The sequence below is a fragment of the Janthinobacterium sp. 78 genome (assembly GCF_003096775.1).
In the GTDB taxonomy this organism is placed as follows: domain Bacteria; phylum Pseudomonadota; class Gammaproteobacteria; order Burkholderiales; family Burkholderiaceae_D; genus Janthinobacterium; species Janthinobacterium tructae.
On record NZ_QENT01000001.1, the window covers coordinates 4,898,764 to 4,924,606 of the forward strand.

General features: G+C 60.6%; 26 protein-coding genes. 2 read left to right on the forward strand and 24 right to left on the reverse strand.

All coding sequences use genetic code 11. The features are described 5' to 3' along the window. Nucleotides 1–38: 38 nt before the first annotated feature. The gene (locus tag C8C92_RS21565) at nucleotides 39–1,370 is read right to left on the reverse strand and encodes an IS4 family transposase (protein WP_099764462.1); all 1,332 of its coding nucleotides are present in this window, start codon (nucleotides 1,368–1,370) and stop codon (nucleotides 39–41) included. Nucleotides 1,371–1,601: 231 nt separating this feature from the next. Here C8C92_RS21565 and C8C92_RS27585 point away from each other — a divergent pair, with 231 nt between their 5' ends. After that, a complete protein-coding gene (locus tag C8C92_RS27585; protein WP_165829518.1) occupies nucleotides 1,602–1,772 on the forward strand; it encodes a hypothetical protein in 171 nt (56 codons plus the stop codon). A gap of 68 nt (nucleotides 1,773–1,840) precedes the next feature. Here C8C92_RS27585 and C8C92_RS21570 read toward each other — a convergent pair whose 3' ends face one another. The 7 genes from C8C92_RS21570 to rpsF all read right to left on the reverse strand — a co-directional run bounded on the left by C8C92_RS21570 (nucleotide 1,841) and on the right by rpsF (nucleotide 6,642). After that, on the reverse strand, nucleotides 1,841–2,851 hold the full coding sequence (locus tag C8C92_RS21570) for an inorganic phosphate transporter (RefSeq protein ID WP_099762858.1): 1,011 nt from the start codon (nucleotides 2,849–2,851) through the stop codon (nucleotides 1,841–1,843). Nucleotides 2,852–2,892: 41 nt separating this feature from the next. After that, a complete protein-coding gene (locus C8C92_RS21575; RefSeq protein ID WP_010400015.1) occupies nucleotides 2,893–3,519 on the reverse strand; it encodes a DUF47 domain-containing protein in 627 nt (208 codons plus the stop codon). 93 nt (nucleotides 3,520–3,612) lie between these two features. Then, a complete protein-coding gene (locus C8C92_RS21580; RefSeq protein WP_071076107.1) occupies nucleotides 3,613–4,998 on the reverse strand; it encodes a replicative DNA helicase in 1,386 nt (461 codons plus the stop codon). A 135-nt stretch (nucleotides 4,999–5,133) separates the two neighbouring features. Continuing rightward, nucleotides 5,134–5,589 carry a 50S ribosomal protein L9 gene (gene rplI, locus C8C92_RS21585; protein WP_034783456.1) on the reverse strand — a complete coding sequence of 152 codons (456 nt, stop codon included), beginning with the start codon at nucleotides 5,587–5,589 and terminating at the stop codon, nucleotides 5,134–5,136. Nucleotides 5,590–5,616: 27 nt separating this feature from the next. After that, nucleotides 5,617–5,907 (reverse strand): 30S ribosomal protein S18, encoded by a 291-nt coding sequence (gene rpsR / locus C8C92_RS21590; RefSeq protein WP_010400024.1) that lies wholly within the window; start codon nucleotides 5,905–5,907, stop codon nucleotides 5,617–5,619. A 25-nt stretch (nucleotides 5,908–5,932) separates the two neighbouring features. Further along, nucleotides 5,933–6,232, reverse strand: a complete 300-nt coding sequence (priB, locus tag C8C92_RS21595; protein ID WP_034783455.1) for a primosomal replication protein N — start codon at nucleotides 6,230–6,232, stop codon at nucleotides 5,933–5,935. A gap of 20 nt (nucleotides 6,233–6,252) precedes the next feature. Continuing rightward, nucleotides 6,253–6,642: a 30S ribosomal protein S6 gene (rpsF, locus tag C8C92_RS21600; RefSeq protein WP_116745195.1), complete on the reverse strand. Its 390-nt coding sequence runs from the start codon at nucleotides 6,640–6,642 to the stop codon at nucleotides 6,253–6,255. A gap of 276 nt (nucleotides 6,643–6,918) precedes the next feature. On the opposite strand from rpsF, the gene lexA reads away from it, so the two are divergent. Next, on the forward strand, nucleotides 6,919–7,554 hold the full coding sequence (gene lexA, locus C8C92_RS21605) for a transcriptional repressor LexA (protein WP_035821024.1): 636 nt from the start codon (nucleotides 6,919–6,921) through the stop codon (nucleotides 7,552–7,554). 65 nt (nucleotides 7,555–7,619) lie between these two features. Here lexA and C8C92_RS21610 read toward each other — a convergent pair whose 3' ends face one another. The 16 genes from C8C92_RS21610 to leuC all read right to left on the reverse strand — a co-directional run bounded on the left by C8C92_RS21610 (nucleotide 7,620) and on the right by leuC (nucleotide 25,524). Next, the gene (locus C8C92_RS21610; RefSeq protein ID WP_116745196.1) at nucleotides 7,620–8,861 is read right to left on the reverse strand and encodes a cystathionine gamma-synthase family protein; all 1,242 of its coding nucleotides are present in this window, start codon (nucleotides 8,859–8,861) and stop codon (nucleotides 7,620–7,622) included. An 80-nt stretch (nucleotides 8,862–8,941) separates the two neighbouring features. Next, nucleotides 8,942–10,465 carry an amidophosphoribosyltransferase gene (gene purF / locus C8C92_RS21615; protein WP_071076105.1) on the reverse strand — a complete coding sequence of 508 codons (1,524 nt, stop codon included), beginning with the start codon at nucleotides 10,463–10,465 and terminating at the stop codon, nucleotides 8,942–8,944. A 38-nt stretch (nucleotides 10,466–10,503) separates the two neighbouring features. Then, a complete protein-coding gene (locus C8C92_RS21620) occupies nucleotides 10,504–10,992 on the reverse strand; it encodes a CvpA family protein (RefSeq protein WP_099762855.1) in 489 nt (162 codons plus the stop codon). 20 nt (nucleotides 10,993–11,012) lie between these two features. Further along, nucleotides 11,013–11,996: an SPOR domain-containing protein gene (locus tag C8C92_RS21625; protein WP_116745197.1), complete on the reverse strand. Its 984-nt coding sequence runs from the start codon at nucleotides 11,994–11,996 to the stop codon at nucleotides 11,013–11,015. 24 nt (nucleotides 11,997–12,020) lie between these two features. Then, nucleotides 12,021–13,319, reverse strand: a complete 1,299-nt coding sequence (gene folC / locus C8C92_RS21630; protein WP_099762853.1) for a bifunctional tetrahydrofolate synthase/dihydrofolate synthase — start codon at nucleotides 13,317–13,319, stop codon at nucleotides 12,021–12,023. A gap of 135 nt (nucleotides 13,320–13,454) precedes the next feature. Next, nucleotides 13,455–14,327, reverse strand: a complete 873-nt coding sequence (gene accD / locus C8C92_RS21635; protein WP_010400390.1) for an acetyl-CoA carboxylase, carboxyltransferase subunit beta — start codon at nucleotides 14,325–14,327, stop codon at nucleotides 13,455–13,457. A 197-nt stretch (nucleotides 14,328–14,524) separates the two neighbouring features. Next, nucleotides 14,525–15,322: a tryptophan synthase subunit alpha gene (gene trpA / locus C8C92_RS21640; protein WP_099762852.1), complete on the reverse strand. Its 798-nt coding sequence runs from the start codon at nucleotides 15,320–15,322 to the stop codon at nucleotides 14,525–14,527. Nucleotides 15,323–15,421: 99 nt separating this feature from the next. After that, nucleotides 15,422–16,672 (reverse strand): tryptophan synthase subunit beta, encoded by a 1,251-nt coding sequence (gene trpB / locus C8C92_RS21645; RefSeq protein ID WP_116745198.1) that lies wholly within the window; start codon nucleotides 16,670–16,672, stop codon nucleotides 15,422–15,424. Beyond that, a complete protein-coding gene (locus C8C92_RS21650) occupies nucleotides 16,665–17,348 on the reverse strand; it encodes a phosphoribosylanthranilate isomerase (protein ID WP_116745199.1) in 684 nt (227 codons plus the stop codon). Before C8C92_RS21650 ends, trpB begins: the two co-directional genes overlap by 8 nt. A gap of 22 nt (nucleotides 17,349–17,370) precedes the next feature. Next, entirely contained in the window at nucleotides 17,371–18,201 is an 831-nt protein-coding gene (gene truA, locus C8C92_RS21655) for a tRNA pseudouridine(38-40) synthase TruA (RefSeq protein WP_116745200.1), read from the reverse strand. A gap of 46 nt (nucleotides 18,202–18,247) precedes the next feature. After that, nucleotides 18,248–20,731: a FimV/HubP family polar landmark protein gene (locus tag C8C92_RS21660; RefSeq protein ID WP_243420425.1), complete on the reverse strand. Its 2,484-nt coding sequence runs from the start codon at nucleotides 20,729–20,731 to the stop codon at nucleotides 18,248–18,250. A 244-nt stretch (nucleotides 20,732–20,975) separates the two neighbouring features. After that, nucleotides 20,976–22,103: an aspartate-semialdehyde dehydrogenase gene (asd, locus tag C8C92_RS21665; RefSeq protein ID WP_096237210.1), complete on the reverse strand. Its 1,128-nt coding sequence runs from the start codon at nucleotides 22,101–22,103 to the stop codon at nucleotides 20,976–20,978. Nucleotides 22,104–22,148: 45 nt separating this feature from the next. Then, nucleotides 22,149–23,219, reverse strand: coding sequence for a 3-isopropylmalate dehydrogenase (gene leuB / locus C8C92_RS21670; RefSeq protein ID WP_116745201.1), 1,071 nt, complete (start codon nucleotides 23,217–23,219; stop codon nucleotides 22,149–22,151). Between the two features lie 11 nt (nucleotides 23,220–23,230). Beyond that, on the reverse strand, nucleotides 23,231–23,878 hold the full coding sequence (gene leuD / locus C8C92_RS21675) for a 3-isopropylmalate dehydratase small subunit (RefSeq protein ID WP_096237214.1): 648 nt from the start codon (nucleotides 23,876–23,878) through the stop codon (nucleotides 23,231–23,233). A gap of 51 nt (nucleotides 23,879–23,929) precedes the next feature. Then, nucleotides 23,930–24,052, reverse strand: a complete 123-nt coding sequence (locus C8C92_RS21680; protein WP_010400408.1) for an entericidin A/B family lipoprotein — start codon at nucleotides 24,050–24,052, stop codon at nucleotides 23,930–23,932. A gap of 68 nt (nucleotides 24,053–24,120) precedes the next feature. After that, nucleotides 24,121–25,524, reverse strand: coding sequence for a 3-isopropylmalate dehydratase large subunit (leuC, locus tag C8C92_RS21685; protein WP_116745202.1), 1,404 nt, complete (start codon nucleotides 25,522–25,524; stop codon nucleotides 24,121–24,123). Nucleotides 25,525–25,843 lie beyond the last annotated feature (319 nt).

A 25,843-nucleotide genomic window follows, 5' to 3' on the forward strand; every position in this document is an offset into this window, starting at 1 on the left:
GTATTCATCTACTGGGACAGGCCCTAAGACCCACCCCTTTAAAGGTGTACATTGACAGCCCCGTCTTTTAATACCCGTGCCGTTGATACGTGGCGTCTGGCAACAGCACCGGCCACGTAGCCTTTTTTCGCTGTTTTTTTCGGGCCGCGAGGGTGTTTGCGCAGCGTTTTTGGTTTGGCGTAAGCGGCAATCTGAAGCAGTAATTTGCTCAGCTCTGATGCACACATGGCGTCGTAGCGCCGCCATGCTTTGGTTGGCACAGCCATCACCATGCCGGCATAGTGCGCTCGTACCTCCACGGCCACATAAAACGGCGATAGCTCAATGCCGCTGGCAACCAAGTCATGCGCGGTGCTTACCGCGCGCTGCAAGACAGTCAGCACGTTATAGGCCAGGATCGCGGTGCCGAACGCGAACAGGGCTGCGCGCGGGTGTCCGAGAGTCTTGACTTCACTGTGCAAGACCGATTCGAGCCGCTGGAACATTGTCTCGATCCGCCAGCGCTTGCTGTATAGGCGAGCAATGGCACGTGCGCTGAAATGCTCTTTTGGTAGATTCGTCAGTAATCGGAGCATCATTTCGCCATCGTCAGTGGGCTTGTAAAGTTGCAGTTCAATACGACGTAATGCTACCTTCTGTCCTGTAGCTCCAGGGATGGCAACGCACTGTTCAAAGACGGCGCCGGTCGCGATTCTCCCTCGATATGTCAGCTCGTCGAGCGGTGCCGGATTGGGCGTACGACCGTGCTCACGCACGATGAAGGCACACCCACGGCGATCCCATTCGGACAGGATCATGCGCGTGCTGAAGTTGCGATCAGCAATCCACAGGTCGCCCGGATGCGAACGCTCTAGTAGCGGCGGCATCACGGCGCGTTCCTGCGAGTGTGCATCTTCGCAAGGCTCCATATCGACGACCAGGCCCGAATCAGGGTCATACACCACAAGGGACTGGCCAGGCAATGCGGCGCCGCGAAAGGCGCGTAAAGGCTTCAACCGCTTTTCGCTTGCAGGCAAATGGTTACCGTCCACGATTCGGGTGCGGTAACCCGGAACCAGCGGTGCATTCCCCTGCAAAAATGGCGTGATCACATCTCCAAGGCGCTCGACGCTGCCGGTGACCAGAGCCCGTACCAGGTTCGGCTCGGTATGCTTGACCTTGTCATATAAAGCTTGCACCGAAACAGGCAAATCAGGGTAAGCCTGCGCTGCAGCGTGAAGCGATGGCCGCAGCCCAACTGCGACCACGGACATCAGTTCGACTGTCGTCGAGAACAGTAGCTCCCTCTGGTATTGGGCGCCACGTTCACGCTCGAAAAGTGCATCGACCCAAGCAGGGTCGAGGGCACGTTGCAGCGCCAGCCTTGCCATTACAGTCAGCGGGCTGATTTTTGCGCAGTGCGATACCACAGCATTCATCATCATGGCAGTTTCCTCCTATCCCAGTTAGATGATGTTTGCGACAAAGAGTGCAGGTTTTATCTCATCTGTGACGACGCACCTTTAAAGGGGTGGCCCTAAGACCTGTGTATGTTGGGTAGCGAACGGTGACGCCGGCGCAAGCGCAGCATGATGACTGCTTGTTTATTCAAGGAGACTGCCATGACCCAGCAAAGCGAAAAAGCGCGCGAACAGCAGCAGCGCGAAGATCAGCAAGCCCAGCATGAAGCGAACAAGAGCCGCCAGCAGGCCGAGCAGGACAAGGGCGCGATCCGCCAGAACGACGGCCTGAAACCGCACCAGGGTGGCGACAAGGGTCCGCGCGGCCAGTAATTCTGACCACCGGACAGATAAAAAAAGGGAGCCTGGAAGGCTCCCTTTTCAATCGCGACGGTACTTCATCACATGATGTGGTGGCCAATCCACCAGGCGACTGCGGCGACAAACGCCGACGCGGGAATCGTGAAGATCCAGGCCCAGACGATGTTGCCCGCGACACCCCAGCGCACGGCCGACATTTTTTGTGCCGAGCCGACGCCGACGATGGCGCCCGTGATGGTGTGCGTGGTCGACACGGGAATGCCCAGCGCCGTCGAGACGAACAGGGTGATGGCACCGCCCGTTTCGGCGCAGAAGCCGCCGACGGGTTTCAACTTGGTGATCTTCTGGCCCATGGTCTTGACGATGCGCCAGCCGCCGAACAGCGTACCGAAGCTGATGGCCGTGTAGCACGAGATGATGACCCACAGCGGCGGCATGGCATCGGCCGCGTTCGAGTAACCGGCGGCGATCAGCAGCATCCAGATGATACCGATGGTCTTTTGCGCATCATTGCCGCCGTGGCCCAGGCTGTAGGCGGCCGCCGATACCAGTTGCAAACGGCGGAACCACTTGTCGACCTTGCGCGGCGTCGAGCGCACGAAGATCCACGACACCATCAGCATCATGATCGAGCCGAACACAAAGCCCAGCACGGGTGCGATGACGATGAAGGCGACGGTTTTCCACAGGCCGGCCGCGACCAGCGCGCCCGTGCCGGACTTGGCGACAGCGGCGCCCACCAGGCCGCCGATCAGGGCGTGCGAGGACGACGATGGAATGCCGTAGTACCAGGTAAACAAATTCCAGAAGATGGCGCCCATCAGCGCGCCGAAGATCACATACTGGTCGATCACCGTCGGGTCGATCGTGCCCTTGCCCACCGTGGCGGCCACGGTCAGTTGGTGGAACACGAAGATGGCGACGAAGTTGAAGGTGGCAGCCATGGCAACGGCGGTCTGCGGTTTCAATACGCCCGTCGAGACCACCGTGGCGATCGCGTTGGCGGCATCGTGGAAGCCGTTCATGAAGTCAAACAGCAGCGCGAGGACGATCAACATGCCTAGCACGTAGATGCTGATTTGTATGGTCATTGTAGTTTCTTTTCTGATTCTGGTTCAGGACAGCCCAACGCTTACGCGTTTTCGACGATGATGCCTTCGATAATATTGGACACATCTTCGCAACGGTCGGTCACGGTTTCCAGAATCTCGTAGATCGCTTTAAGCTTGATCAGGTTGCGCACGTCCGGCTCATCGCGGAACAGCTTGGACATGGCGGCGCGCATCACGTGATCGGCGTCCGATTCCAGGCGGTCGATCTCTTCACAGATGGCGACGATCTTGCGCGAGTTGTCCATGTTGTGCAGCATGGCGACGGCGTCGCGCACTTTTTCGGTACAGGCCAGCACCAGTTCGGCCAGGCGCTTGGCTTCCGGCGTGACAGCTTTCAGGTCGTACAGCGAGACGGTTTGCGCCGCATCTTCCAGCAGGTCGAGGATGTCGTCCTGGCGCGTGATCAGCTGATGGATGTCGTCGCGGTCGATCGGCGTGATGAAGGTCTTGTGCAGCATTTCCACGGTGGCGTAAGTGACTTTGTCCGCCTGTTTCTCGATGCTTTCGATCGCATGCACGCGGTTTTCCAGGTCATCGAAATTGGTCATCAGGCCGAGCATTTCTTTAGCGCCCTTGACGCACAGTTCCGCGTGCTGGTTAAACAATTCAAAAAACTTGCCCTCAGTGGGCATCAAGCGTCCAAACATGTCATTCTCCGTTAAGCATTGAGTCGTGTTATTTACTACAGAAAGCCGCCCCGTATGAGGGGGCGGCCAATGGAATATCAGTGCTGCTGAGTCTTAGTCGCCTTGGTAAAGCGCCAGGCCACCACTGTAATTGCCAAATTTGGTGTACTGCCCCATGAAGGTGAGGCGGATGCTGCCGATCGGACCGTTACGTTGCTTACCGATGATGATTTCGGCCGTTCCCTTGTCTGGCGAGTCGGGGTTATACACCTCGTCACGGTAAATGAACAGGATCACGTCGGCATCCTGCTCAATAGCGCCCGATTCGCGCAAGTCCGACATCACGGGACGCTTGTTCGGCCGCTGTTCCAGCGAGCGGTTCAGCTGCGACAACGCGATCACGGGACAACCGAGTTCTTTCGCCAGGCCTTTCAAGCCCCGTGAAATTTCGGAAATCTCCGTGGCGCGGTTGTCGCCCGGGCTATTGGCCGACATCAGCTGCAAGTAATCGACGATGATCAGGCCCAGCTTGCCGCATTGACGCGACAAACGGCGCGAGCGCGCGCGCAATTCGATCGAATTCAAGGCCGGCGTTTCATCGATGTACAACTGCGCGTCGTTCATCTTTTGAATCGCATTCGTCAGGCGTGGCCAGTCTTCGTCGTTCAGGCGGCCCGTGCGCAGACGGTGCTGGTCGAGCTGGCCGACGGAACCGAGCATACGCATGGCCAGCTGGGCGCCGCCCATCTCCATCGAAAACACGGCCACGGGCAAGCCGCTGTCGATGGCCACGTTTTCGCCGATGTTGACGGAAAACGCCGTCTTGCCCATCGAAGGACGGCCCGCCACGATCACCAGGTCGCCCGGCTGCAGACCGGAGGTCATGCGGTCGAGGTCGATGAAACCGGTGGGCACGCCCGTGATTTCACTCTGGTTGTCGCGGCTGTACAGCTCGTCGATGCGTTCGACCACTTGCGTCAGCAGGGGCTGGATGGCGGTCCAGCCCTGGGCGCCGCGCGCGCCTTCTTCGGCGATGGCGAAAATCTTCGATTCGGCCTCGTCAAGCATCTGCTTGACTTCCTTGCCTTGCGGGCTGAAGGCCGTACCGGAGATATCGTCGGCGACGGTGATGAGTTTGCGCAGGACGCCGCGGTCGCGCACGATCTCGGCATAACGCCGGATGTTCGCGGCCGATGGCGTATTTTGCGCCATGGCGTTCAGGTAAGCGAGTCCGCCCACATCATCGGCCTTGCCGAGCTGGGTCAGGGTTTCAAAAACAGTAATGACATCGGCCGGCCTGGAGCCGTTAATCATCTTGACGATTTGCTCGAAGATGATGCGATGGTCATAGCGATAGAAATCCTCCGCATGCATGAAGTCGGCGATGCGGTCATACGCTGCATTGTCGCGCAACAGACCACCGATAACGGATTGTTCTGCTTCGATCGAATGCGGCGGAATACGGAGGGAATCCAGTTGCGGATCAGAGGGGGCGTTCATGGCGCGAATTATACCCGCTTCGGCGTGGTGGCAAAAATAAAGGGCTGAAATTGAGCGAAAAAAAGGCCACAAAAAAGCCGGGCGAACCCGGCTTTTCATCATGCGGCAATGCTTGCGGGCCAGGCCCGCAGACAATTACGCGTTCGCGTCTGGTACGACAGCGATAACAACTTCCACGACCACGTCGGTGTGCAGAGCAACCGAAACGTTGTGCTCGCCAACGATCTTCAGCGGGCCGGTAGGCATGCGGATTTGTGCTTTTTCAACAGCAAAACCTTGCTTGGTCAGCGCTTCAGCGATGTCGAAGTTGGTGACGGAACCGAACAGACGGCCATCAACACCAGCTTTTTGAGCAACTTGAACGGTCAGGCCGCTCAGTTTTTCGCCCTGGGCTTGCGATGCGGCCAGTTTGGCGGCAGCAGCTTTTTCCAGTTCGGCGCGCTTGACTTCGAATTCAGCCACAGCGGTTGCCGTAGCACGACGTGCCAGGCGTTGCGGGATCAGGAAGTTACGTGCGTAACCGTCTTTGACTTTGACGACTTCGCCGAGGTTACCGACGTTAACAACTTTTTCTAACAGAATGATTTGCATAGTTCTTCTCCAGGAATATCTGACCGATTAAGCGTGGTGCAGATCGGTGTATGGCAGCAGCGCGAGGAAGCGAGCGCGCTTGATTGCGGTGTCGACTTGGCGCTGGTAGTGCGCTTTGGTACCGGTCAGGCGTGCTGGCATGATCTTGCCGTTTTCTTGGACGAAGTCTTTCAGCGTGTCGACGTCTTTGTAGTCGACTTGCTCAACGTGAGCTGCGGTGAAGCGGCAGAACTTCTTGCGTTTGAACAACGGGTTTTGCTGTTTGCGTTTTTCTTTAAGCTTGAGCTTATTTTTGTCGAACTTTTTACCGAATGCCATGTCAGGCTCCTGTATCTAAAATGCGCTAGTCAGAATTGACTGCACTAAAATCAATGATGTGAAACACCAAACTCTTGCTGTTGCGGCTCTTCCTGGCCAGGAAACCCGTGAACTGATACACCCCGCCCAAGCTTGCCTGGCTGAACCGGCCTGAAATTTCGCCAGCGGCTAGCGCGGCAACATCAAACTCGGTCAAACGGGCAATCCCTGCTTCCATCTGCTGCGAACTGTGTTGCAATACTGCATTCACAATCGGCAGCCCTGCCGGGGTATAGCGCAATATTTCGCGCTCGGCAATGATGGCGGTTACTTGTAGCTGGTTCAGCGCACGATCCTGGTCAAGAATTAAGCTGCTGCTGCGACAGGAGCGGCTGCTGGTGCTTCGGTGCGGTGGCTTTTGGCCGCGTCTTCGCGTTGTACCGATTTCATCATCGGCGAAGGAGCTGTTTCAGCTTTCTTCATTTTAACGGTCAGGTGACGCAACACGGCATCATTGAATTTGAATGCTGTTTCCAACTCGACCAGGGTCTCGTTGTCGCATTCGATGTTCAGGCAGATGTAGTGTGCTTTAGGCAGCTTTTGGATCGAGTAAGCCATTTGACGGCGGCCCCAATCTTCCACGCGGTGAACCGAACCGCCGCGGGTGGTTACGCTGGCTTTGTAGCGTTCGATCATCGCGGGCACTTGCTCGCTCTGGTCCGGATGGACGATAAAGACTATTTCATAATGACGCATGCAAACTCCTTCAGGTCGGATTGATAATCGCCCACCCCGGCGTCAAGACGGGTGTGGGAAGGTCAGCCGAAGATTATAACCGCCTTTTGCAAACGTTTCAATCATTCCTTCAACAAGCGGCCCGCGCACGGGGCAGGCCAGGCGTTTTTTCCTGCCCATTCCCGTATTTCGCACGAAATTCGCGCAAATAACCGAAATCCCCTTGCATAGTGGACGATACTGTACAAAAATACAGACTGTTCATATAGACAGCATTTTAGTATGCACCCACCGCTCATGATCAAGCTGACAGCACGACAAGAACAAATCCTGAACCTGATCAAGGACGCGATTGAAAACACGGGTTTTCCTCCCACCCGTGCCGAAATCGCCAATGAACTGGGTTTCAAATCGGCCAATGCGGCCGAAGAGCATTTGCAAGCCCTGGCCCGCAAGGGCGCGATCGAGATTTCGCCCGGCACCTCGCGCGGCATCCGCCTGATCGGTGCGGCAGCCGAAGCAGCGCCATCGAAGGTGCCGGCAGCGCTGCTGATGTCGCTGCCCCTGATCGGCCGGGTGGCGGCAGGCTCGCCCATCCTGGCACAGGAAAACCTGGAAGCGAGCTACAACGTGGACCCGGCCCTGTTCTCGGCCAAGCCCGACTTCCTGCTGAAGGTACGCGGCTGGTCCATGCGCGACGCCGGCATCATGGATGGCGACTTATTGGCCGTCAAGAAGGTCGACAGCGCCAAGAATGGCCAGATCGTCGTCGCCCGCATCGGCGACGAAGTCACCGTCAAGCGCTACAAGAAGACGGGTTCCGTCATCGAACTGCTGCCGGAAAACCCCGACTTCAAGGTCATCACCGTGTCGCCGGAAGATGAATTCGCCCTGGAAGGTTTGGCAGTGGGACTGATGCGCAGCTGGCATTAAACCACCGCATGCAAAAAGGGCCGCAACAGCATGACTGTTGCGGCCCTTTTCATTTGTCCGGCTGCCTATGCATCGAGTGCCTGGCGGAAATCCTCGAGCAAATCGGCCTCGTCCTCGATACCCACGGACACGCGGATCAAGGACTCGGCAATGCCCATGCTGGCACGGCGCTCGGCACCCATCTCATAGAAGATCGTGTGGGCGACGGGAATGACCAGGGTACGCGTGTCACCGAGGTTGCTCGCTGGAATAGCCAGATTCAGGCGATTCAGGAAATCGAAGCAATCGATGCCGTCTTTTAATTCAAAGCTGAACAGTGAGCCATAGCTGCGGAACAAGTCCGTCGCCAGCGCGTGCTGCGGGTGCGACGCCAGGCCCGGGTAATGCACTGCCGCCACGCGCGGGTCGGCGGCCAGCATGGTGGCCAGCGCCAGGGCGTTGGAACAGGTGCGGTCCATGCGCAAGGCCATGGTTTCCGCGCCGACGGCGATATGGTGCGCCGCTTCCGGGCCCAGCGATGCGCCGAAATCGCGCAAGGCCTTGGCGCGGATTTGCGCGATGCCCCACTGCGCTGGTGCCGCTTTTTTATAGTTGTCGAAAATGTTCGGGTACTGCGTCCAGTCGAACACGCCCGTGTCCGTCAAGCTGCCGCCCAGCGCATTGCCGTGGCCGCCGATCGATTTCGTCAGCGCATTGACCACCAGGCCCGCACCCACCGCTTTCGGGCGGAACAGGTAAGGCGTCGTCATGGTGTTGTCGACGATGTACAAAATACCGCGTTCCTTGCACAAGGCGCCGATCTTCGCCAGGTCGGCGATCTGCGTGCGCGGATTGGCGATGGTTTCGACGAAAACAATCCGCGTTTGCGGCGTGATGGCGGCCGCCACGTTGGCCACCTCGGTGGCGTCGACGAAGGAGACGGCGATGCCCTGCCCCGTCACCGTTTGCCACAGGCTGTTGGTGTTGCCAAACAAAAAGGCCGACGACACCACATGGTCGCCCGCGCGCAGCAGCGACTGCACCACGGCGCCGATGGCGCCCATGCCGGTGGCGAAACACAAGGTGGCCACGCCATCTTCCATCTTGTTGACCTTGTCTTCCAGCGCGGACACCGTCGGATTGCCCTGGCGGCCGTAGCGGAAACCGGGCTCCTTGCCCTGGAACACGGAAGCGAGCTGGCGTGCGTCGCTGTAGCCGAAGGCGACGGAGGTGTGCACGGGTTTGTGCAGCGAGCCGTGCTCGATACCCTTGCGGCGGTCGTTATGCAGGATGGTGGTGGTAAAGCCGTAGGTTTTTTTGGTGGTCATGGTGGATACTGGAGACTATTAACCCAAGACAAAAGCTGGGGTCAGACCCAACAGGTCTGACCCCAAAGGCAAGGCGGTGATTATGCTTCTGTCGTCGCCAGGTTCAGGTTCAGCTGGGAACGTGGCGTATCTTCCGGCGCTGCCGCCTTCGGATGGTGGCGCGCATATTCCAGGCGGTCCAGGTATTCCTGCGACACGTCGCCCGTCACGTACACGCCATCGAAGCACGAAGCCTCGAAGTTCGTCAGGGCCGGGTTGACGTCGGCAATCGCCTGCTTCAACGCGCCGATATCCTGGTACACCAGGTAGTCGGCCGTGATTTCGCGGCACACTTCTTCCGTCGTGCGGCCATAGGCGATCAGCTCATCGCGCGTCGGCATGTCGATGCCGTACACGTTCGGGTAAATCACCGGTGGCGCGGCCGATGCGAAGATGACCTTCGTCGCGCCCGCTTCGCGTGCCATCTGCACGATTTCACGGCTGGTGGTGCCGCGCACGATGGAATCGTCGACCAGCAACACGACTTTATCCTTGAATTCGGATGGGATCGCGTTGAGCTTCTGGCGCACGGATTTCTTGCGCGCCGCCTGGCCCGGCATGATGAAGGTACGGCCGATGTAGCGGTTCTTGATGAAGCCTTCGCGGTATTCCAGGTTCAGCGCCAGTGCCAGCTGGATGGCGGCAGGACGCGAGGAATCGGGAATCGGCATGACCACGTCGATATGCACGTCCGGCAATTCGGCGCGGATCTTTTCAGCCAGGTACTCACCCATTTTCAGGCGCGTGGCGTACACCGAGGCGCCATCGATGACGGAGTCGGGACGGGCCAGGTAGACGAATTCGAAGACGCACGGATTCAGGCTGGCATTGTCGGCGCACTGAGCGCTGTGCAATTTCTTGTCGGCATCGATGAAGACGGCTTCGCCGGGACCGATGTCGCGCACGAAGCGGAAGCCCATGCCTTCCAGGGCCACGGATTCGGAGGCGATCAGGTATTCGGGGCCTTGCTCCGTTTCATTGATGCCCAGGCACAGCGGACGGATGCCGTGCGGGTCGCGGAAGGCCAGCAAGCCCACGCCGGCGATTTGCGCCACGGCAGCGTAGCCGCCCTTGACGCGGCGGTTCAGCACGGTGATGGCCTTGAAGATGGCTTCCGGGTCCAGGTTCAGGCCCGTTGTCGCTTCCTGGATTTCATGCGCCAGCACGTTGAGCAGCACTTCCGAATCGGAATCGGTATTGATGTGACGGCGGTCATTTTTGAACATTTCCTGTTTCAACTGTTCCCAGTTGGTCAGGTTGCCATTGTGCGCCAGGGTGATGCCGAACGGCGCATTCACATAAAACGGTTGTGCTTCCTCTTCGCTCGACGAACCGGCCGTCGGGTAGCGGCAATGGCCGATGCCCGTCGTGCCTTGCAGCGAACGCATGTTGCGCGTACGGAAGACGTCACGCACGAGGCCATTGGCTTTGTGCATGGAAAACATACTGCTGTGATTGGTCGCAATCCCTGCCGCGTCCTGACCGCGATGTTGCAAGAGCAACAATGCATCATAGAGCAATTGATTGACAGGTTGATGGGAAACGACGCCGACGATGCCACACATGGTGTGCTCCTAAACTGTGCTACTGATTTTAAAAAAATTCAAAATTTCACATGCTGCGCGTACACGGCAGGCAGATAAGGCTTGATGGCACGCGCGCCCTGCTCCGCGAACGGGCTGAGCAGCGCATTTTTCCAGAATGACTGCTGCGGTATGGACGTCATGCCGCACAAGATGACGGTGGTCAGCACGATCACCAGGCCGCGCGCCACGCCGAACAGGCTGCCCAGGGTGCGGTCGGCCAGGCTCAGGCCCGTCACCTTGACCAGTGCGTCGACCGTCATGGACAGCAATCCCATCAAAATGCGCACGCCGATGAACAGCACCACGAAGGCCAGCAACAGGCGGACGGCTTCGCCCGGCACGGCTTCCGGCAGGAATTTCGCCAGGGTGGCGCCATACGCGTTGGCGATGACGAACGCCACGATCCAGCTGACCAATGACAGTATTTCCTTGACCAGGCCACGCATCATGCTGATCAGCACGGACGTCACCAGCACGAACAGCACCAGGTAATCGAAGATCGTCACGTCCGTTCAGCCTTGCAACATCACGCTGGTACCAGACTGCCGCCCAGGCCCAGCTTCTGCAGCTTGGCGCGGGTCTTTTCGGCGTCCTCACGGCTGCCGAACGGGCCCACGCGCACGCGGATGCGCTCGCCCGCCGGGCTGGAGACTTTCTGCGTATAGGACTTGATGCCCGCTTCGCGCAGCTTGTCCTGCAATTCATCGACCTTGTCCTGCGTCGCCAGGGCCGCCACCTGCACCACGAACTTGCCGCTGCCGGCGTCGTGTGCCTTGTCTTGTGCTTTCTCTTGCGGCTTGCCTTCCAGAATCGCCAGCGCGCGCGCGGCATCGTCGGCCGATTGCGCCGGCTTGGCAGGCTTCGGTTCAGGCTTGGCTTCCGGTTTTACCTCATGCTTGGGTTCCGGCTTCGATTCCAGCTTGACCTCATGCTTCGGTTCCGGCTTGGTTTCGTGTTTCGGCTCAGGCTTCGGCTCGACCTTGACCGGCTTGGGCTCAGGTTTCGGTTCCACATAGGCCGGCTTGGCAGGCGCAGGCTGGACGGCGGCCAGCACGGGCGCCGCTACCGCTGCTGGTGCCGGCGTAGGCCTGGCCGCAGGCGGCAGGGGTGCGTCGATGATTTCCTCGGACTGGTCCAGGCCATTCGCTGCGGCCTGGGCCGGGACGGCCGGTACGGGCGCAGGCGCAGGCGCAGCGGCCTTTTCTTTCGATGGAATGTCGATGGCGATATCGTTGAAAGGCGCTTTCGGCTCGGAATCGAGCAGCATCGGCAAGCCGACAGCCACACCCAGGGCAAGGGCGATGGCACCGACCAGGCGGCGGCGGGCGCGCTTTTTTTCAGGCAAGACCGGGTCCGGCGCGTCCTTGCCGCCACGGCGCGACCCGCCGCCACCGGAGGTGTTGGCGGCGCGTTTGCGGGTCGGCGACTGTGCTTCGCCAGGGACATAAAAGCCGCTGTCTTCGCCAGAGGATTCTTGCTTGTTTTTAAACAGTTTCGAGAACAAGCCCATGCGTGATTTTCAGTCGAGTGCGTTTCAGTGAAGTGAGGATTTTCGGGCCTTCATCACGCCGGCGACGGTGAGGAAAGAGCCAAAGACCACAATTCTATCATTCTCACCGGCCCGGCTCATTGCATTTGCAAAAGCTTGTGCCGGATCATCGAAAATAGACACAGTATGCTCGCTGCTGTCGGGCTTATCTTCCAGCATGATCTGCACCTTGGCCGCCAGCTCGGAAGCCGTGGCCGCGCGCGGCGAAGGCAAGCCCGCCAGGCACCAGTGGTCGACGTGTTCGCTCATCGCGGCCAGCACGCCATCGATATCCTTGTCGTGCATGGAACCGAACACGGCATAGGTGTACGGGTGAAACCCCATATTGCCCAGGTTCTGGTTCAACGCCGCGGCCGCATGCGGGTTGTGCGCCACGTCGAGGATCACGCTGGGGCGGCCCGGCAAGACCTGGAAGCGGCCCGGCAATTCCACCGTCACCAGGCCCGTGCGCACTTCCTGCGCGCCCACGGGCAGTTTCAGCCTCAGCACTTCCAGCGCGGCCAGCACGGCCGTCGCATTCAGGATCTGGTTGGCGCCGCGCAAGCTCGGGTAGGCCAGCGAATTGCGGCGCTGCTCGCGCCCGCCGTAGTTCCACTGCTGCTTGTCGCCCGAATAGTTGAAATCACGGCCCATCAGCCACAGGTCGGCGCCGATGGCGGCCGCATGGTCGATCAGCGACTGCGGCGGCACGGGGTCGCTGCAGATGGCCGCCTTGCCCGCACGGAAGATGCCGGCCTTTTCAAAGCCGATCGCTTCACGCGTGTCGCCCAGGTAATCCGTGTGGTCGATGTCGACGCTGGTGACGATGGCCACATCGGCGTCGATCACGTTGACGGCATCGAGGCGCCCGCCCAGGCCCACTTCCAGGATGGCCACGTCCAGCGTCGATTGCGACAACAGATGCAGGATGGCCAGGGTGGTGAATTCGAAATACGTCAGCGGCGTGTCGCCGCGCACGGCTTCGACGGCATTGAAGCTGGCAACGAGCTGCTCGTCGCTGGCCAGCTCGCCCTGCACACGCGCGCGCTCATTGAAATCGAGAAAGTGCGGCTTGATGTACAGCCCCACTTTGTAGCCGGCACGCAACAGCACGGATTCCAGCATGGCGCAGGTGGACCCCTTGCCATTCGTGCCCGCCACCATGATCACGGGGCAAGTAAACGCCAGTTGCATGCGCGCCTTGACGGCTTGCACGCGATCCAGGCCCATGTTGATCTGGGTTTCCGAATGGCGGGTTTCCAGCATGGCGAGCCAGTCTGGCAATGACGTAGGGAGGTTTTGCATGGGAGACTTCTAGATATAAGGATGCGCGAGGCAGAAAAACAGATAACCCTAAACAACATCTGGGGTCGGACCCTCAGGGTCCGACCCCAGCAGTTCATGGGTTCGTGCAAATGGACATTATTCCATTCAATACAGTTACGCCAACACTTCAACCGCCTGGTTTTGCAACAAAGCCAGCAAACGCGCGATTTCTTCGCGCATCTTGCGGCGGTCGACGATCATGTCGACGGCGCCCTTGGTGACGAGGAACTCGGCGCGCTGGAAACCTTCCGGCAGTTTTTCGCGCACGGTGTTTTCAATCACGCGCGGGCCGGCAAAGCCGATCAGCGCTTTCGGCTCGGCGATCACGACGTCACCCATGAAGGCGAACGAGGCGGACACACCGCCCATGGTCGGGTCGGTCAGCACGCTGATGAATGGCAATTTCTTTTCCGACAGCTTGGTCAGCATGGCCGTGGTTTTCGCCATCTGCATCAGCGACAGCAAGCCTTCCTGCATGCGTGCGCCACCGGTGGCGGTGATGCAAATGAACGGCACTTTCTGTTCCAGCGCGATTTGCGCGCCGCGCACGAAGCGCTCGCCCACGACGGAACCCATGGAGCCGCCCATGAATTCGAATTCGAAGCACGCCACGACAACTGGCAAGCTCATGATGGCGCCGCCCATGACGACCATCGCATCCGTCTCGCCCGTCGCTTCCATGGCGGACTTCAGGCGGTCCGGGTATTTCTTGCTGTCCTTGAACTTCAGGGTGTCGACAGGCAGGATTTCCTGGCCGATTTCATAGCGGCCGCCCGCGTCGAGCAGGCTGTCGAGGCGTTCACGCGCGCGGATGCGCATGTGGTGATCGCATTTCGGGCACACGTGCAAATTCGATTCCAGGTCAGTACGGTACAGCACGGCTTCGCACGACGGGCACTTGACCCACAGGCCTTCCGGCATGGTCTTGCGTGCGGCGGCATCAGAACGCTGGATGCGCGGTGGCAGCAGTTTTTCCAACCAACTCATATTTTCTCCTTGGGCCCTTGTAGGGGTAGCGTCGGTGGACGCCCCCGGCAGACGGTAAACGGCGACGCCCCGCAGGGCGCCACCAAAAATTTTATCTATTGCACAATAACAGGCAAATCAGTGGCCGAAGTGTAGCCGTTTATCGCCGGGCTGTCGAACTTTGCCGTCAACGCATCTTGCGTAAACGGCAAGCTTGCTCAGGCATCCAGGGCGGCGCGGATGCCTGCCGTAAAGCTGCGCACGGCGTCCACAGCGCCGCCTTCCGGCGCATTTTCTATCTCCTGGATGATGCGGCTGCCGATCACGACGGCATCGGCCACCTTGGCAACGGCCTTGGCCGTGGCGCCATCGCGGATGCCAAAGCCCACGCCGATAGGTAATTTTACATGCTGGCGGATCGCCGCGAGACGTTCCGCCACCTGTTCCGTATCAATGTTACCCGCACCCGTGACACCCTTGAGCGACACATAATAGCTGAAGCCGCCGCCAACCTTGGCCACTTGCGCGATGCGCTCTTCGGTCGAAGTGGGCGCCAGCAGGAAGATCAGGTCGAGGCCCGCTTCGCGCATGGCGGCCCCAAACTCCTCGCACTCTTCCGGCGGATAGTCGACGACGATGGCGCCATCGGCGCCGGCCGCTTGCGCTGCCGCAATAAAAGCGGCGCTGCCGATGCGCTCGATGGGATTGGCGTAGCCCATCAGTACTACGGGCGTCGTCTGGTTCGTTACGCGGAACTGGCGCACATAGCCGAACACATCGTGGATGCCGACGTTGAATTTCAAGGCCCGTTCGCAGGCGCGCTGGATGACGGGGCCTTCGGCCATGGGATCGGAAAACGGCACGCCCAGTTCCAGTATGTCGGCGCCGCCCTCGACGAGCGCGTGCATCAGCGGCACGGTGGCGTCAGGGCCGGGGTCGCCGGCGGTGATGAAGGTGACCAGGCCGGTCTTGTTGTTGGATTTTAAAGTGGCAAAGGTGGTGGCGATACGGGACATGGATATCTTTCGTGGTGATGGATAGAGGAAATAATTTCAACCCAGGAGCAAAGACCGGGGTCGGACCCTGAGGGTCCGACCCCAGCCGTTATTGGGGTCTCAGGAGAAATTGAGTCCCATGCGCTCCGCCACGGTATGCATGTCCTTGTCGCCACGGCCCGACAGGTTGGCCAGCACGATCTGGTCTTTCGGCAAGGTGGCCGCCAGCTTGGCCGCGTAGGCCAGCGCGTGCGACGATTCCAGGGCCGGGATGATGCCTTCGATATGGCAGCAGTCGTGGAAGGCCTGCAGCGCCTCGTCATCCGTGATGGACACGTATTGCGCGCGGCCCAGGTCTTTCAGCCACGCATGTTCCGGACCCACGCCGGGATAGTCGAGGCCGGCCGAGACGGAATGCGTCTCGATGATCTGACCGTTTTCATCCTGCAGCAGATAGGTGCGGTTGCCATGCAGCACGCCCGGGAAACCGGCCGCCAGCGAAGCCGAGTGCTTGCCCGTATTCAATCCTTCGCCAGCCGCTTCCACGCCGATCAGTTTCACATCCTTCTGGTCGATATACGGGTAAAAGATGCCCATGGCGTTCGAGCCGCCGCCGATGCACGCCACCACATAGTCGGGCTGGCGGCCCGTCATTTCCGGCATCTGCACCAGACACTCTTCGCCGATGACGGACTGGAAGTCGCGCACCATCATCGGGTAAGGATGGGGTCCGGCCACGGTGCCGATGATATAAAAAGTGTTTTCGATATTGGTAACCCAGTCGCGCATGGCTTCGTTCAGCGCATCTTTCAAGGTCTTGGAGCCCGATTCGACCGGCACGACGGTGGCGCCCAGCAATTTCATGCGGTACACGTTCTGCGCCTGGCGCTTGACGTCTTCGCTCCCCATGTAGACCACGCATTCGAGGCCGAAGCGGGCACAGATGGTGGCCGTGGCCACGCCGTGCTGGCCCGCGCCCGTCTCGGCGATGATGCGCGGCTTGCCCATGCGCTTGGCGAGCAAGGCCTGGCCGATCACGTTGTTGATCTTGTGCGCGCCCGTGTGGTTCAAGTCTTCGCGCTTGAAATAGATTTGTGCGCCACCGGCCATCTCGGACCAGCGCTTGGCGTGGTAGATGGGCGATGGACGGCCGACGAAATGTTTCAGCTCGTAGCGGAACTCTTCGAGGAATTCCGGATCGACGCTATAGCGGGCGTAGGCATCTTTCAGCTCGGCCAGCGCATGCGTGAGGGTTTCGGCAACAAACGCGCCGCCGTACGGGCCGAAGTGGCCGCGCAGGTCAGGAAACGGGTAATCGGTGGCGTGGAACAATGCGGCGGCAGCGCCGGGCGCTGTGGTGTGGTCATTCATGGTGGTTTCCTCTGGCAATGATGGCATCGGCATCCTGCACCGCGGCGATAAACGCGCGGACACGGGACGCGTCCTTGATGCCCTTGGACGCTTCGACACCACTGCTGATGTCGACGGCGTAAGGGCGCACGCGCACCACTGCGTCAGTCGCGTTTTGTACGCTCAAGCCACCACTTAAAACGACCCGAGGCGCGAGTTCTTCTGGAATGAGGGACCAATCGAATACCTTTCCTGCACCGCCATACGCATCCACATAGGTATCCAGCAAAAGGCTGGCAAACAGGGGACTGGCGGCGCGATAGCGCTGTTCGTATTCTAGCAAATCTTCACGGGAGGTGTCAGGTTTGACGCGGAACACTTGTGTAAACGGCGTATTGACGGCGCCGGCCAGCGCAGCGCTGTGTTCCGGCGTCTCGTCGCCATGAAATTGCAGCAGAGATAACGGCGCCACGGCCCTGGTGGCCCGCACCTCTTCCACGGTGGCGTTGACGAACAGGCCCACCGTCGTCACGTAGGGCGGCATGGCGGCGATCAGGGCCGCCGCCTGCCCGGGCGTCACATAGCGGGGGCTTTTCGGATAAAACACGAAGCCGATGGCGTCGGCGCCCGCCGCCACGACGGCCTGGATGTCTTCAACGCGGGTCAGGCCGCAGATCTTGATGCGTGTGCGTGGCATGTTATTCCTTTATTGATGCAGATCAAAACCAGGGCAAGGCGCTGCTACTGTCTTGCGGCAACTCCCACTTGGGATCGTAATCGATCTGCGCCAGGTACAAGCCGTCCGGCATGAAGGTGGGCGCGGCCGCATGGCGATCCTTACTTTCCAGCAAATGTCCGAGCCATTCCGGCTTTTCGCGCCCCGTGCCGATGTAGACGAGCGAGCCGACCAGGTTGCGCACCATGTGGTGTAAAAAGGCATTGGCCGTGATGGTAAAAATGACGCAATCGCCGCGCCGCTCGATGCGGATGTCGTGCATCAGCTTGACGGGCGACTTGGCCTGGCATTGCGCGGCGCGGAAGGCCGTGAAGTCGTGCCAGCCCAGCAGCGGCTGCACGGCCTGGCGCATCAGTTCCACATCCAGCGGACGGAAAAAGAAGCCGGCGCGTCCTTCCACCAGCGGCGAACGGGTGGCGTTGTTGTACAACACATAATGATAGGTACGCGCGCGGGCGCTGAAGCGGGCGTGGAAGAAATCGTTGACGGTGGGGTCGCCTTCGAGTTCCTTGGCCCAGCGCACGGCGATGGATTTCGGCAGGAAGGCGTTGACGCCGCGCACCCACGAGTGCACGTCGCGGTTCAATTCCGTATCGAAATGCACCACTTGCTCGAGCGCATGCACGCCCGTGTCCGTGCGGCCGGCGCAGGTGGTGGCCAGGCGCACGCGGGCAAACTGCTCCAGCGCGTTTTCCAGCTGGTCCTGCACCGTCTGCCCATCTTCCTGTTTCTGGTATCCATGCCAGGCCGTGCCGTCGTACTGCAGGCCGAGGACGATACGCTTGAATGGGGTTGCTGTCGTAATATTTTGCATCCAAGCATTATACCGGCGCGGCAGCCTGCCGCACCGGCGGGCATTGCTAGCTGAGGAGTGCCTTCATTGTGTTCGCCTTCGCAACCTGCTCTTCGCTACCGCCTTTGATGACCTCATCGATCAGCTCGCGCGCGCCTTCCTTGTCGCCGATTTCCTGGTAAGCGATCGCCAGGTCCAGCTTGGTATCCATTTCCATGTGGATGGCCGACAACGGGTCATCCACGCCCACGCTGGCCGTCTTGCCATCGTTGAGGTCCAGGTCGATGCCGGACAGGTCGAATTCTTGCGCGGGCGGTATGGCTTCCGGCAAGGTCGCTGGCGTTTGCGCATCGTCAAACAGGCTGTCGATGGACGGCTCGGCCGCCGCCACCGGCGCGGCAGCAGGCGCCACCGGCTCGTCGAGGTCGAAATGGGCCAGGTCCACGTCTTTCAACGGGTCAGGCAAAGGCGTCAAACCGGCGCCCAGGCCATTCACGGGGCCGGCTGGCGGCTCCAGGTCGAGGCCGAAATCCATGCTGGCGTCATACTGCGCCTCTTGCGGAGTGGACTGCGGCTTGCTGTCCGGCCCCGGCATGACGATCGGGTCGCTGGTGGAAACGGGCTCGAAATCGAGGCTATCGAGGTCAAAATCGAGGGGGGCGCGCGTATCGCGGACGGGAACGCTGGCCGGCTCGCCCTGCGCTGCGGGCGCAGCCAGATCGTCGGGCAAGTCCATGCTCTGGCCATGCAAGTCGTCACCGGCACCCTTGCTCAGGCTGACGACGGCGTCGTCTTCCGTGTCGCCATACAGGGGATTGGTGGGATCGAGCGCCAGGCCCAGCGCGGCCGCCTGCGGCCACTCTTCGCCCTGGCCACGCGTCAGGCTGTACAGCTCGCTAGCCTGGTCTTCAAACGCGCGCACATCGCTGCGGGCCGAATAGATTTCCAGCAACTTCAAGCGGGCCGCATGGCGCTCGGGATGGATGCGCAAGGCTTCCTTGAGGATATCTTCCGCCTGGCCATCGCGGCCGTAGGCAATATACACGTCCGCTTCGGCGACGGGGTCCGTCTCATTCGCATCGAGCATGCTGGCGCCCGCTGCAGCAGCCACGCCGGCTGCAGCGGCGCCCGTACCGAACAGGTGGTTGCTCGCTTCGGACTGCTGGTCTTCCGGCGCCAGGCCCGATGGCGACGTCACCGGCGCTTCCGGTTCCAACACGGGCGCCACGTTCTCTGGCGCAGGCGGCGCCTCCTTGCGGCGACGCGCGACCACCAGCGCAGCCACGGCGGCCAGCAATGCGGCCAGGCCGATGCCGATGGCACCCAGGTGATCATTGATCTTGTCGGTGATGGTCGGTTCCAGCGGCGATGGTTTTTTCACCAGCGGCACCGGTTTCGCCTTCGGTACGGGAGGCAGGGCTTCGGCTGGTGCGCTGGCGATGGCGCTGGCCGCCGCACTGGCAGGTACGCTGGCCGCCGCGCTGGCAGCGGCCTCGGCCGGTTTGGCGGGTGCCGGCGCGCTCTTGTCGGCCATGGCCTTGCTCTTGACCGCCATCAACTTTTCCAGGTCGCTGACGTTCTTTTCCAGCTCCTTGACACGCGCGGCCGCTTCATCGACCTGCTTCGCCTTGGCGATCTTGTCTTCCTCGCTGGCGACGGCGCTCTTGCCGGCCGACTTGGCCGCCGGCTCCGCCTTCGACAGTTTCAGCTTGTCTTGCGATTCGCTCACGGCCGTCGGTTTTTCCTGCACCTTGGTCGCGCCGATCTTGCCAGCCGTGCTTTGCGTCGGCTGCGCCGCCTTGGCCGGCTTGCTTTGCGATACCTGCCCCGCCAGCTTGTTGCGGTAGGCTTCGAAATCGATGGCGTGCGCCGTCACGACGCCCTTCGCTTCGGCCGCGTCGGTGGCGCGCACGGCGTCCGCGCCCGGTACGGCCAGGATGCGCCCGGCCTGCATGCGGTTCATGTTCTCGCCCCTGAAGGCATCGGGATTGGCGCGATACAGGGCGACGAGCATCATGTCGAGCGACACGCCCGATGGTTTCAGTTCGCTGGCGATGCGGCTCAGGGTGTCGCCCGCCTTGACCTTGTATTCGCCAGCCGGCTTCTTGCGTGACTCTTGCGCCGCCGTCGGCTCCACATTGCGCCCGGCCCGGCCCGGTTCGGCCGGGGCCGTCACTTGCGCGCCGCGCGTCTGGCGCGCTTCGGGTGTGTCGAGCACGAACGCATATTCGCGTACCTGGCGCCCGCTCTTGCTGCTCAGTTCCAGCAGCAAATCCACCATCGGTTCGGCCACCGCTTGCGCCGAGCTGATACGGATGAAGGACTTGCCGTTGCGGTTTTCCACGGCAAACGTCAACGCGTTCAGGGCCGGATTGAATTCCACGTTGGCCTGGCGATACGCGTCCGGCGGCGCCAGCTTGGCCAGCAGGCTGCTTGCCTCGCCTGGCTTGACGGCCGACAATTCGACCTCGGCGCGCAGCGGCTGGCCGGCAGCGGACAGCACGGTAATCTTGCCCAGCTCGGCTGCGGATACCGCCGGTGACAATAACACCGCACAGGCGACAGCGCTGCTGAGTGTTTTAATGGCAAGGGAGGCGACCCGGGGACGAGTATGTACAGGCATAGTTGGCGGCATCTTAGTTGACATGGGAAAACTGTTACTTTTCCAGAGGTATCAACATATCATCATGCCCAGAGCTATGCAAGCTCCGCATGGTTGAGCCTTGACGGGCTCAGGACGAAAAAAAAGCCGGGGAAACAGCCCCGGCTTGATCTTGATCAGCAATTTGTGGTGCTTACGCGTCCAGCAAAATGCGCAGCATGCGGCGCAGCGGCTCGGCCGCGCCCCACAGCAATTGGTCGCCCACGGTGAAGGCGGACAGGTATTCGCCGCCCATGCTCATCTTGCGCACGCGGCCCACAGGAATCGTCAGGCTGCCCGTGACGGCTGCCGGCGACAGGTCGCGCACAGACGCTTCGCGCGTGTTCGGGACCAGCTTGACCCATTGATTGTTGCTGGCGATGATGTCGTTGATTTCATCGAGCGGCACGTCTTTTTTCAGCTTGATGGTCAGCGCTTGCGAATGGCAGCGCATGGCGCCGATGCGCACGCACAGGCCGTCGACAGGGATTTCCCTGGTGCCAAAGTCGATGCCGCGGCCGAGGATCTTGTTCGTTTCCGCGCCCGCTTTCCACTCTTCCTTCGACTGGCCGTTGCCCAGATCCTTGTCGATCCACGGAATCAGGTTGCCAGCCAGCGGCGCGCCGAATTGCTTGATTTCATCCGGCGAATAGCCGTGCTGGGTGGCCAGCACCTGGCGGTCGATTTCCAGGATGGCGGAAGCGGGGTTTTCCAGCAGCGCCTTGACGGAGCTGTTGATGGTGCCAAATTGCGTCAGCAGTTCGCGCATGTGCTGCGCGCCGCCGCCCGATGCCGCCTGGTACGTCATCGACGTCATCCAGTCGATCAGGTCGTGCTGGAACAGGCCGCCCAGGCCCATCATCATGCAGGAAACGGTGCAATTGCCACCGATGTAATTCTTGACGCCCTTGCCCAGCGCATCCTTGATGACGTGCAGGTTGACGGGATCGAGCACGATGACGGCGTCTTTTTCCATGCGCAAGGTCGAAGCCGCATCGATCCAGTAGCCATTCCAGCCGCTGGCGCGCAGCTGCGGGAAGACGGCGCTGGTGTAGTCGCCGCCCTGGCAGGAAATGATGATGTCGCACTTGGACAGTTCGGCGATGTTGTTGGCATCCTTGAGGATGGTTTCATTCTTCGCCATGGCCGGCGCGGCGCCGCCCGTGTTCGAGGTGGTGAAAAATACCGGTTCGATATGGGCGAAATCGCCCTCTTCCTGCATGCGTTGCATCAGGACCGAACCGACCATACCGCGCCAACCTACCAAGCCAACTAATTTCATTACCATTCCTCAAGATGAGACGGCGACTGCCGTCATTAGACTATTTTATCCCAGTGCTTTTACAACTGCATCACCCATCGCCTCGGTACCCACCAAGGTGGTGCCCGCTTCATGGATATCGGCCGTGCGCAAGCCCTGCGCCAATACTTTCTTGACAGCAGCCTCGATGCGGTTTGCCTGCTCTTCGCGGTTCAGCGAATAGCGCAGCATCATGGCGGCCGACAAAATCGTCGCCAGCGGATTGGCGATGCCCTTGCCCGCGATATCGGGCGCCGAGCCGTGCGACGGCTCGTACAAACCCTTGTTGTTGGCGTCCAGCGAAGCGGACGGCAGCATGCCGATCGAGCCCGTCAGCATGGCGGCCGCGTCCGACAAGATGTCGCCGAACATGTTGCCGGTCACCATGACGTCGAATTTCTTCGGCGCCCGCACCAGTTGCATGGCCGCGTTATCGACATACATATGATCGAGCGCCACATCCGGGTATTCCTTGTGCACGTCGATGACGATGTCTTTCCAGAACTGGAAGGTTTCCAGCACGTTCGCCTTGTCCACGCTGGTCAAACGCTTGTCGCGCTTTTGCGCCGCCTGGAAAGCCACGTGGGCGATGCGGCGGATTTCGCCTTCCGCATAGCGCATGGTGTCAAAACCTTCGCGCTGGCCCTTGAACGGACCGTCCGGGCACTCGCGCACGCCGCGCGGCTGGCCGAAATAGATGTCGCCCGTCAATTCGCGGATGATCAAAATGTCCAGGCCGGAAACCACTTCCGGCTTCAGCGTCGAGGCGCCCGCCAGTTCCGGGTACAAAATGGCCGGACGCAGATTGGCGAACAGGCCCAGGTTCTTGCGCAAGCCCAGAATCGCCTGCTCGGGACGGAACTGGCGCTCCAGATTATCGTACTGGTAGTCGCCCACGGCGCCGAACAGCACGGCATCGGCCGCTTTCGCCAGCGCCAGGGTGGCTTCCGGCAAGGGGTGGCCATGGGCTGCATAGCCGGCGCCGCCTACGGGCGCCGTTTCCAGTTCGAACGATTCGCCCAGCACATTCAACACCTTGACGGCTTGCGCGACGATTTCAGGACCGATGCCGTCGCCGGGTAAGATTGCAATTTTCATATTTTTATCGATTAGATGACGTTGGCGAGCCAGGGCTGACTATTTAAGTGACGCTCTTCGAAGGCGCGGATATCGTCGGCATGGCGCAGGGTCAGGCCGATATCGTCGAGGCCATTCATCAGGCAATACTTGCGGAAGGCGTCGATCTCGAATGGATACGAGACGGAACCATTGCTGGTGCGCACGCACTGCTGTTCCAGGTCCACCACCAGCTTGTAGCCGGGGAAGGCCTTGACTTCATTGAACAGGTGCTCGACCTGGCTTTCCGACAGCACGATGGGCAGCAAGCCGTTCTTGTAGCAGTTATTGAAGAAGATGTCGGCAAACGAGGGCGCGATGATGGCGCGGAAGCCATACTGATCGAGCGCCCACGGCGCGTGTTCGCGCGAGGAGCCGCAGCCGAAGTTCTTGCGCGTGAGCAAGATGGACGCGCCCTGGTAGCGCGCCTCGTTGAGCACGAACTCGGGGTTCAGCGGGCGGCGGCTGTTGTCCTGGCCCGGTTCGCCATGGTCGAGATAGCGCCATTCGTCGAACAGGTTGGGGCCGAAACCGCTGCGGTGGATCGACTTCAGGAATTGCTTCGGGATAATCGCGTCGGTGTCGACGTTGGCGCGGTCCAGCGGGGCGACCAGGCCTTCGTAAATCGTAAATTTATCCATGCTGTTTCTACTCGGTAGGACGGGCGGCGCCAGGCGCCGGCACGTCACGGTTTATTTTCCGCCGGCGCCAGTGACGACCTGGCCGACTTTCTGCACATCGCGGCCGATGCCGGAGACGGTGTTGCAGCCGGACAAGATGACGGTGGCGATGAGGAGGGCGAAGAGTTTTTTCATGATGATTTCTTGATAGTAAGTAAGGGACCGGAAACGCTAGTGTACGCCAGCGGCGCCAGTCCCAGCCCTCATCGCAAAGCCCGCACGTCGACAAAGTGGCCGGCGATACCCGCCGCCGCCGCCATCGCGGGCGACACCAGGTGGGTACGTCCGCCCTGCCCTTGCCGGCCCTCGAAGTTGCGGTTCGAGGTCGAGGCGCAGCGTTCGCCCGGCTCCAGGCGGTCCGCATTCATGGCCAGGCACATGGAGCAGCCCGGCTCGCGCCACTCGAAGCCGGCATCCTTGAAGATGCGGTCGAGTCCCTCGCGCTCGGCCTGGTCCTTGACGAGGCCGGAACCGGGCACCACCAGCGCCAGGGTGACGTTCGAAGCGCGGTACTTGCCGCGCACCACGGCGGCCGCCGCGCGCAAGTCTTCGATGCGCGAATTGGTGCAGGAACCGATGAAGACCTTGTCGATGCGGATGTCTTCGATGGCGGTATTCGGTTTCAGGGCCATGTAGACCAGCGCCTTTTCCATTGCATCGCGCTTGACGCTGTCTTTTTCCTGGTCAGGATCGGGCACGCGGCCATCGACACCGACCACCATCTCGGGCGATGTGCCCCAGGTCACTTGCGGCACGATGTCTTGCGCGTTGAGGGTGACGACCAGGTCGAAGCGGGCGCCCGGGTCCGAATGCAGGGTGCGCCAGTAGGCAACGGCGCGTTCCCAGTGCGGACCGGCCGGCGAAAACGGACGGCCCTTGACGTAATTGATGGTGGTGTCGTCCACGCCGATGATGCCGGCGCGCGCGCCCGCCTCGATGGCCATGTTGCACACCGTCATGCGTCCTTCCATCGACAGGGCGCGGATGGCCGAGCCGCCGAACTCGATACAGTAGCCGGTGCCGCCGGCCGTGCCGATCTTGCCGATGATGGCCAGCACGATATCCTTGGCCGTCACGCCGGCCGGCAAGGCGCCGTCGACTTGCACCAGCATGGATTTGGATTTCTTTTGCAGCAAGGTTTGCGTGGCCAGCACGTGTTCCACTTCGGACGTGCCGATGCCGTGCGCCAGCGCGCCGAAGGCGCCGTGCGTGGACGTGTGCGAGTCGCCGCAGACGACCGTCATGCCGGGCAAAGTCGCACCCTGTTCAGGGCCGATCACGTGCACGATACCCTGGCGCTTGTCGTTCATGTTGAAGTAGGTCAAGCCGTAATGCTTGGCGTTCTTGTCCAGCGTTTCCACCTGCAGGCGCGAGACCGGATCGGCAATGCCGTCGATGCGGCTGGTGGTGGGCACGTTATGGTCGGCCACGGCCAGGTTGGCGGAAATGCGCCACGGCTGGCGGCCCGCCACGCTGAGACCATCGAAGGCTTGCGGGCTGGTGACTTCGTGCAGCAGGTGCCGGTCGATATACAAAATTGTCGTGCCATCATCTTCGGCCCGAACAACGTGGGATTCCCAGAGTTTGTCGTAAAGCGTCTTCATCATGATTTATGCAGCGTTGCCACAGCCTGTTTAAGTGATCAAGTGATACCAAGTCATACGGTGATCCACAAGGATTATGCCATATATTGCGCAACACAGAACCGAAACAGGTAAAAGCGTGGGATTGGCGATACAAAGTTTGGCCACATTGTTAGATGCGAGCTAGAAATTGCCGATATCGGCACATTGGCGGTATGCAGGCCCCATCCGCAGGCGAGCTGCCGAACGAGTCACGGCGCCGTCAGAAATTGATATTTTTTCCTCAACCTTTCGTGTATTGTATTTCGACAATATTGACGGCGCACACGCCCCACCCCACCTG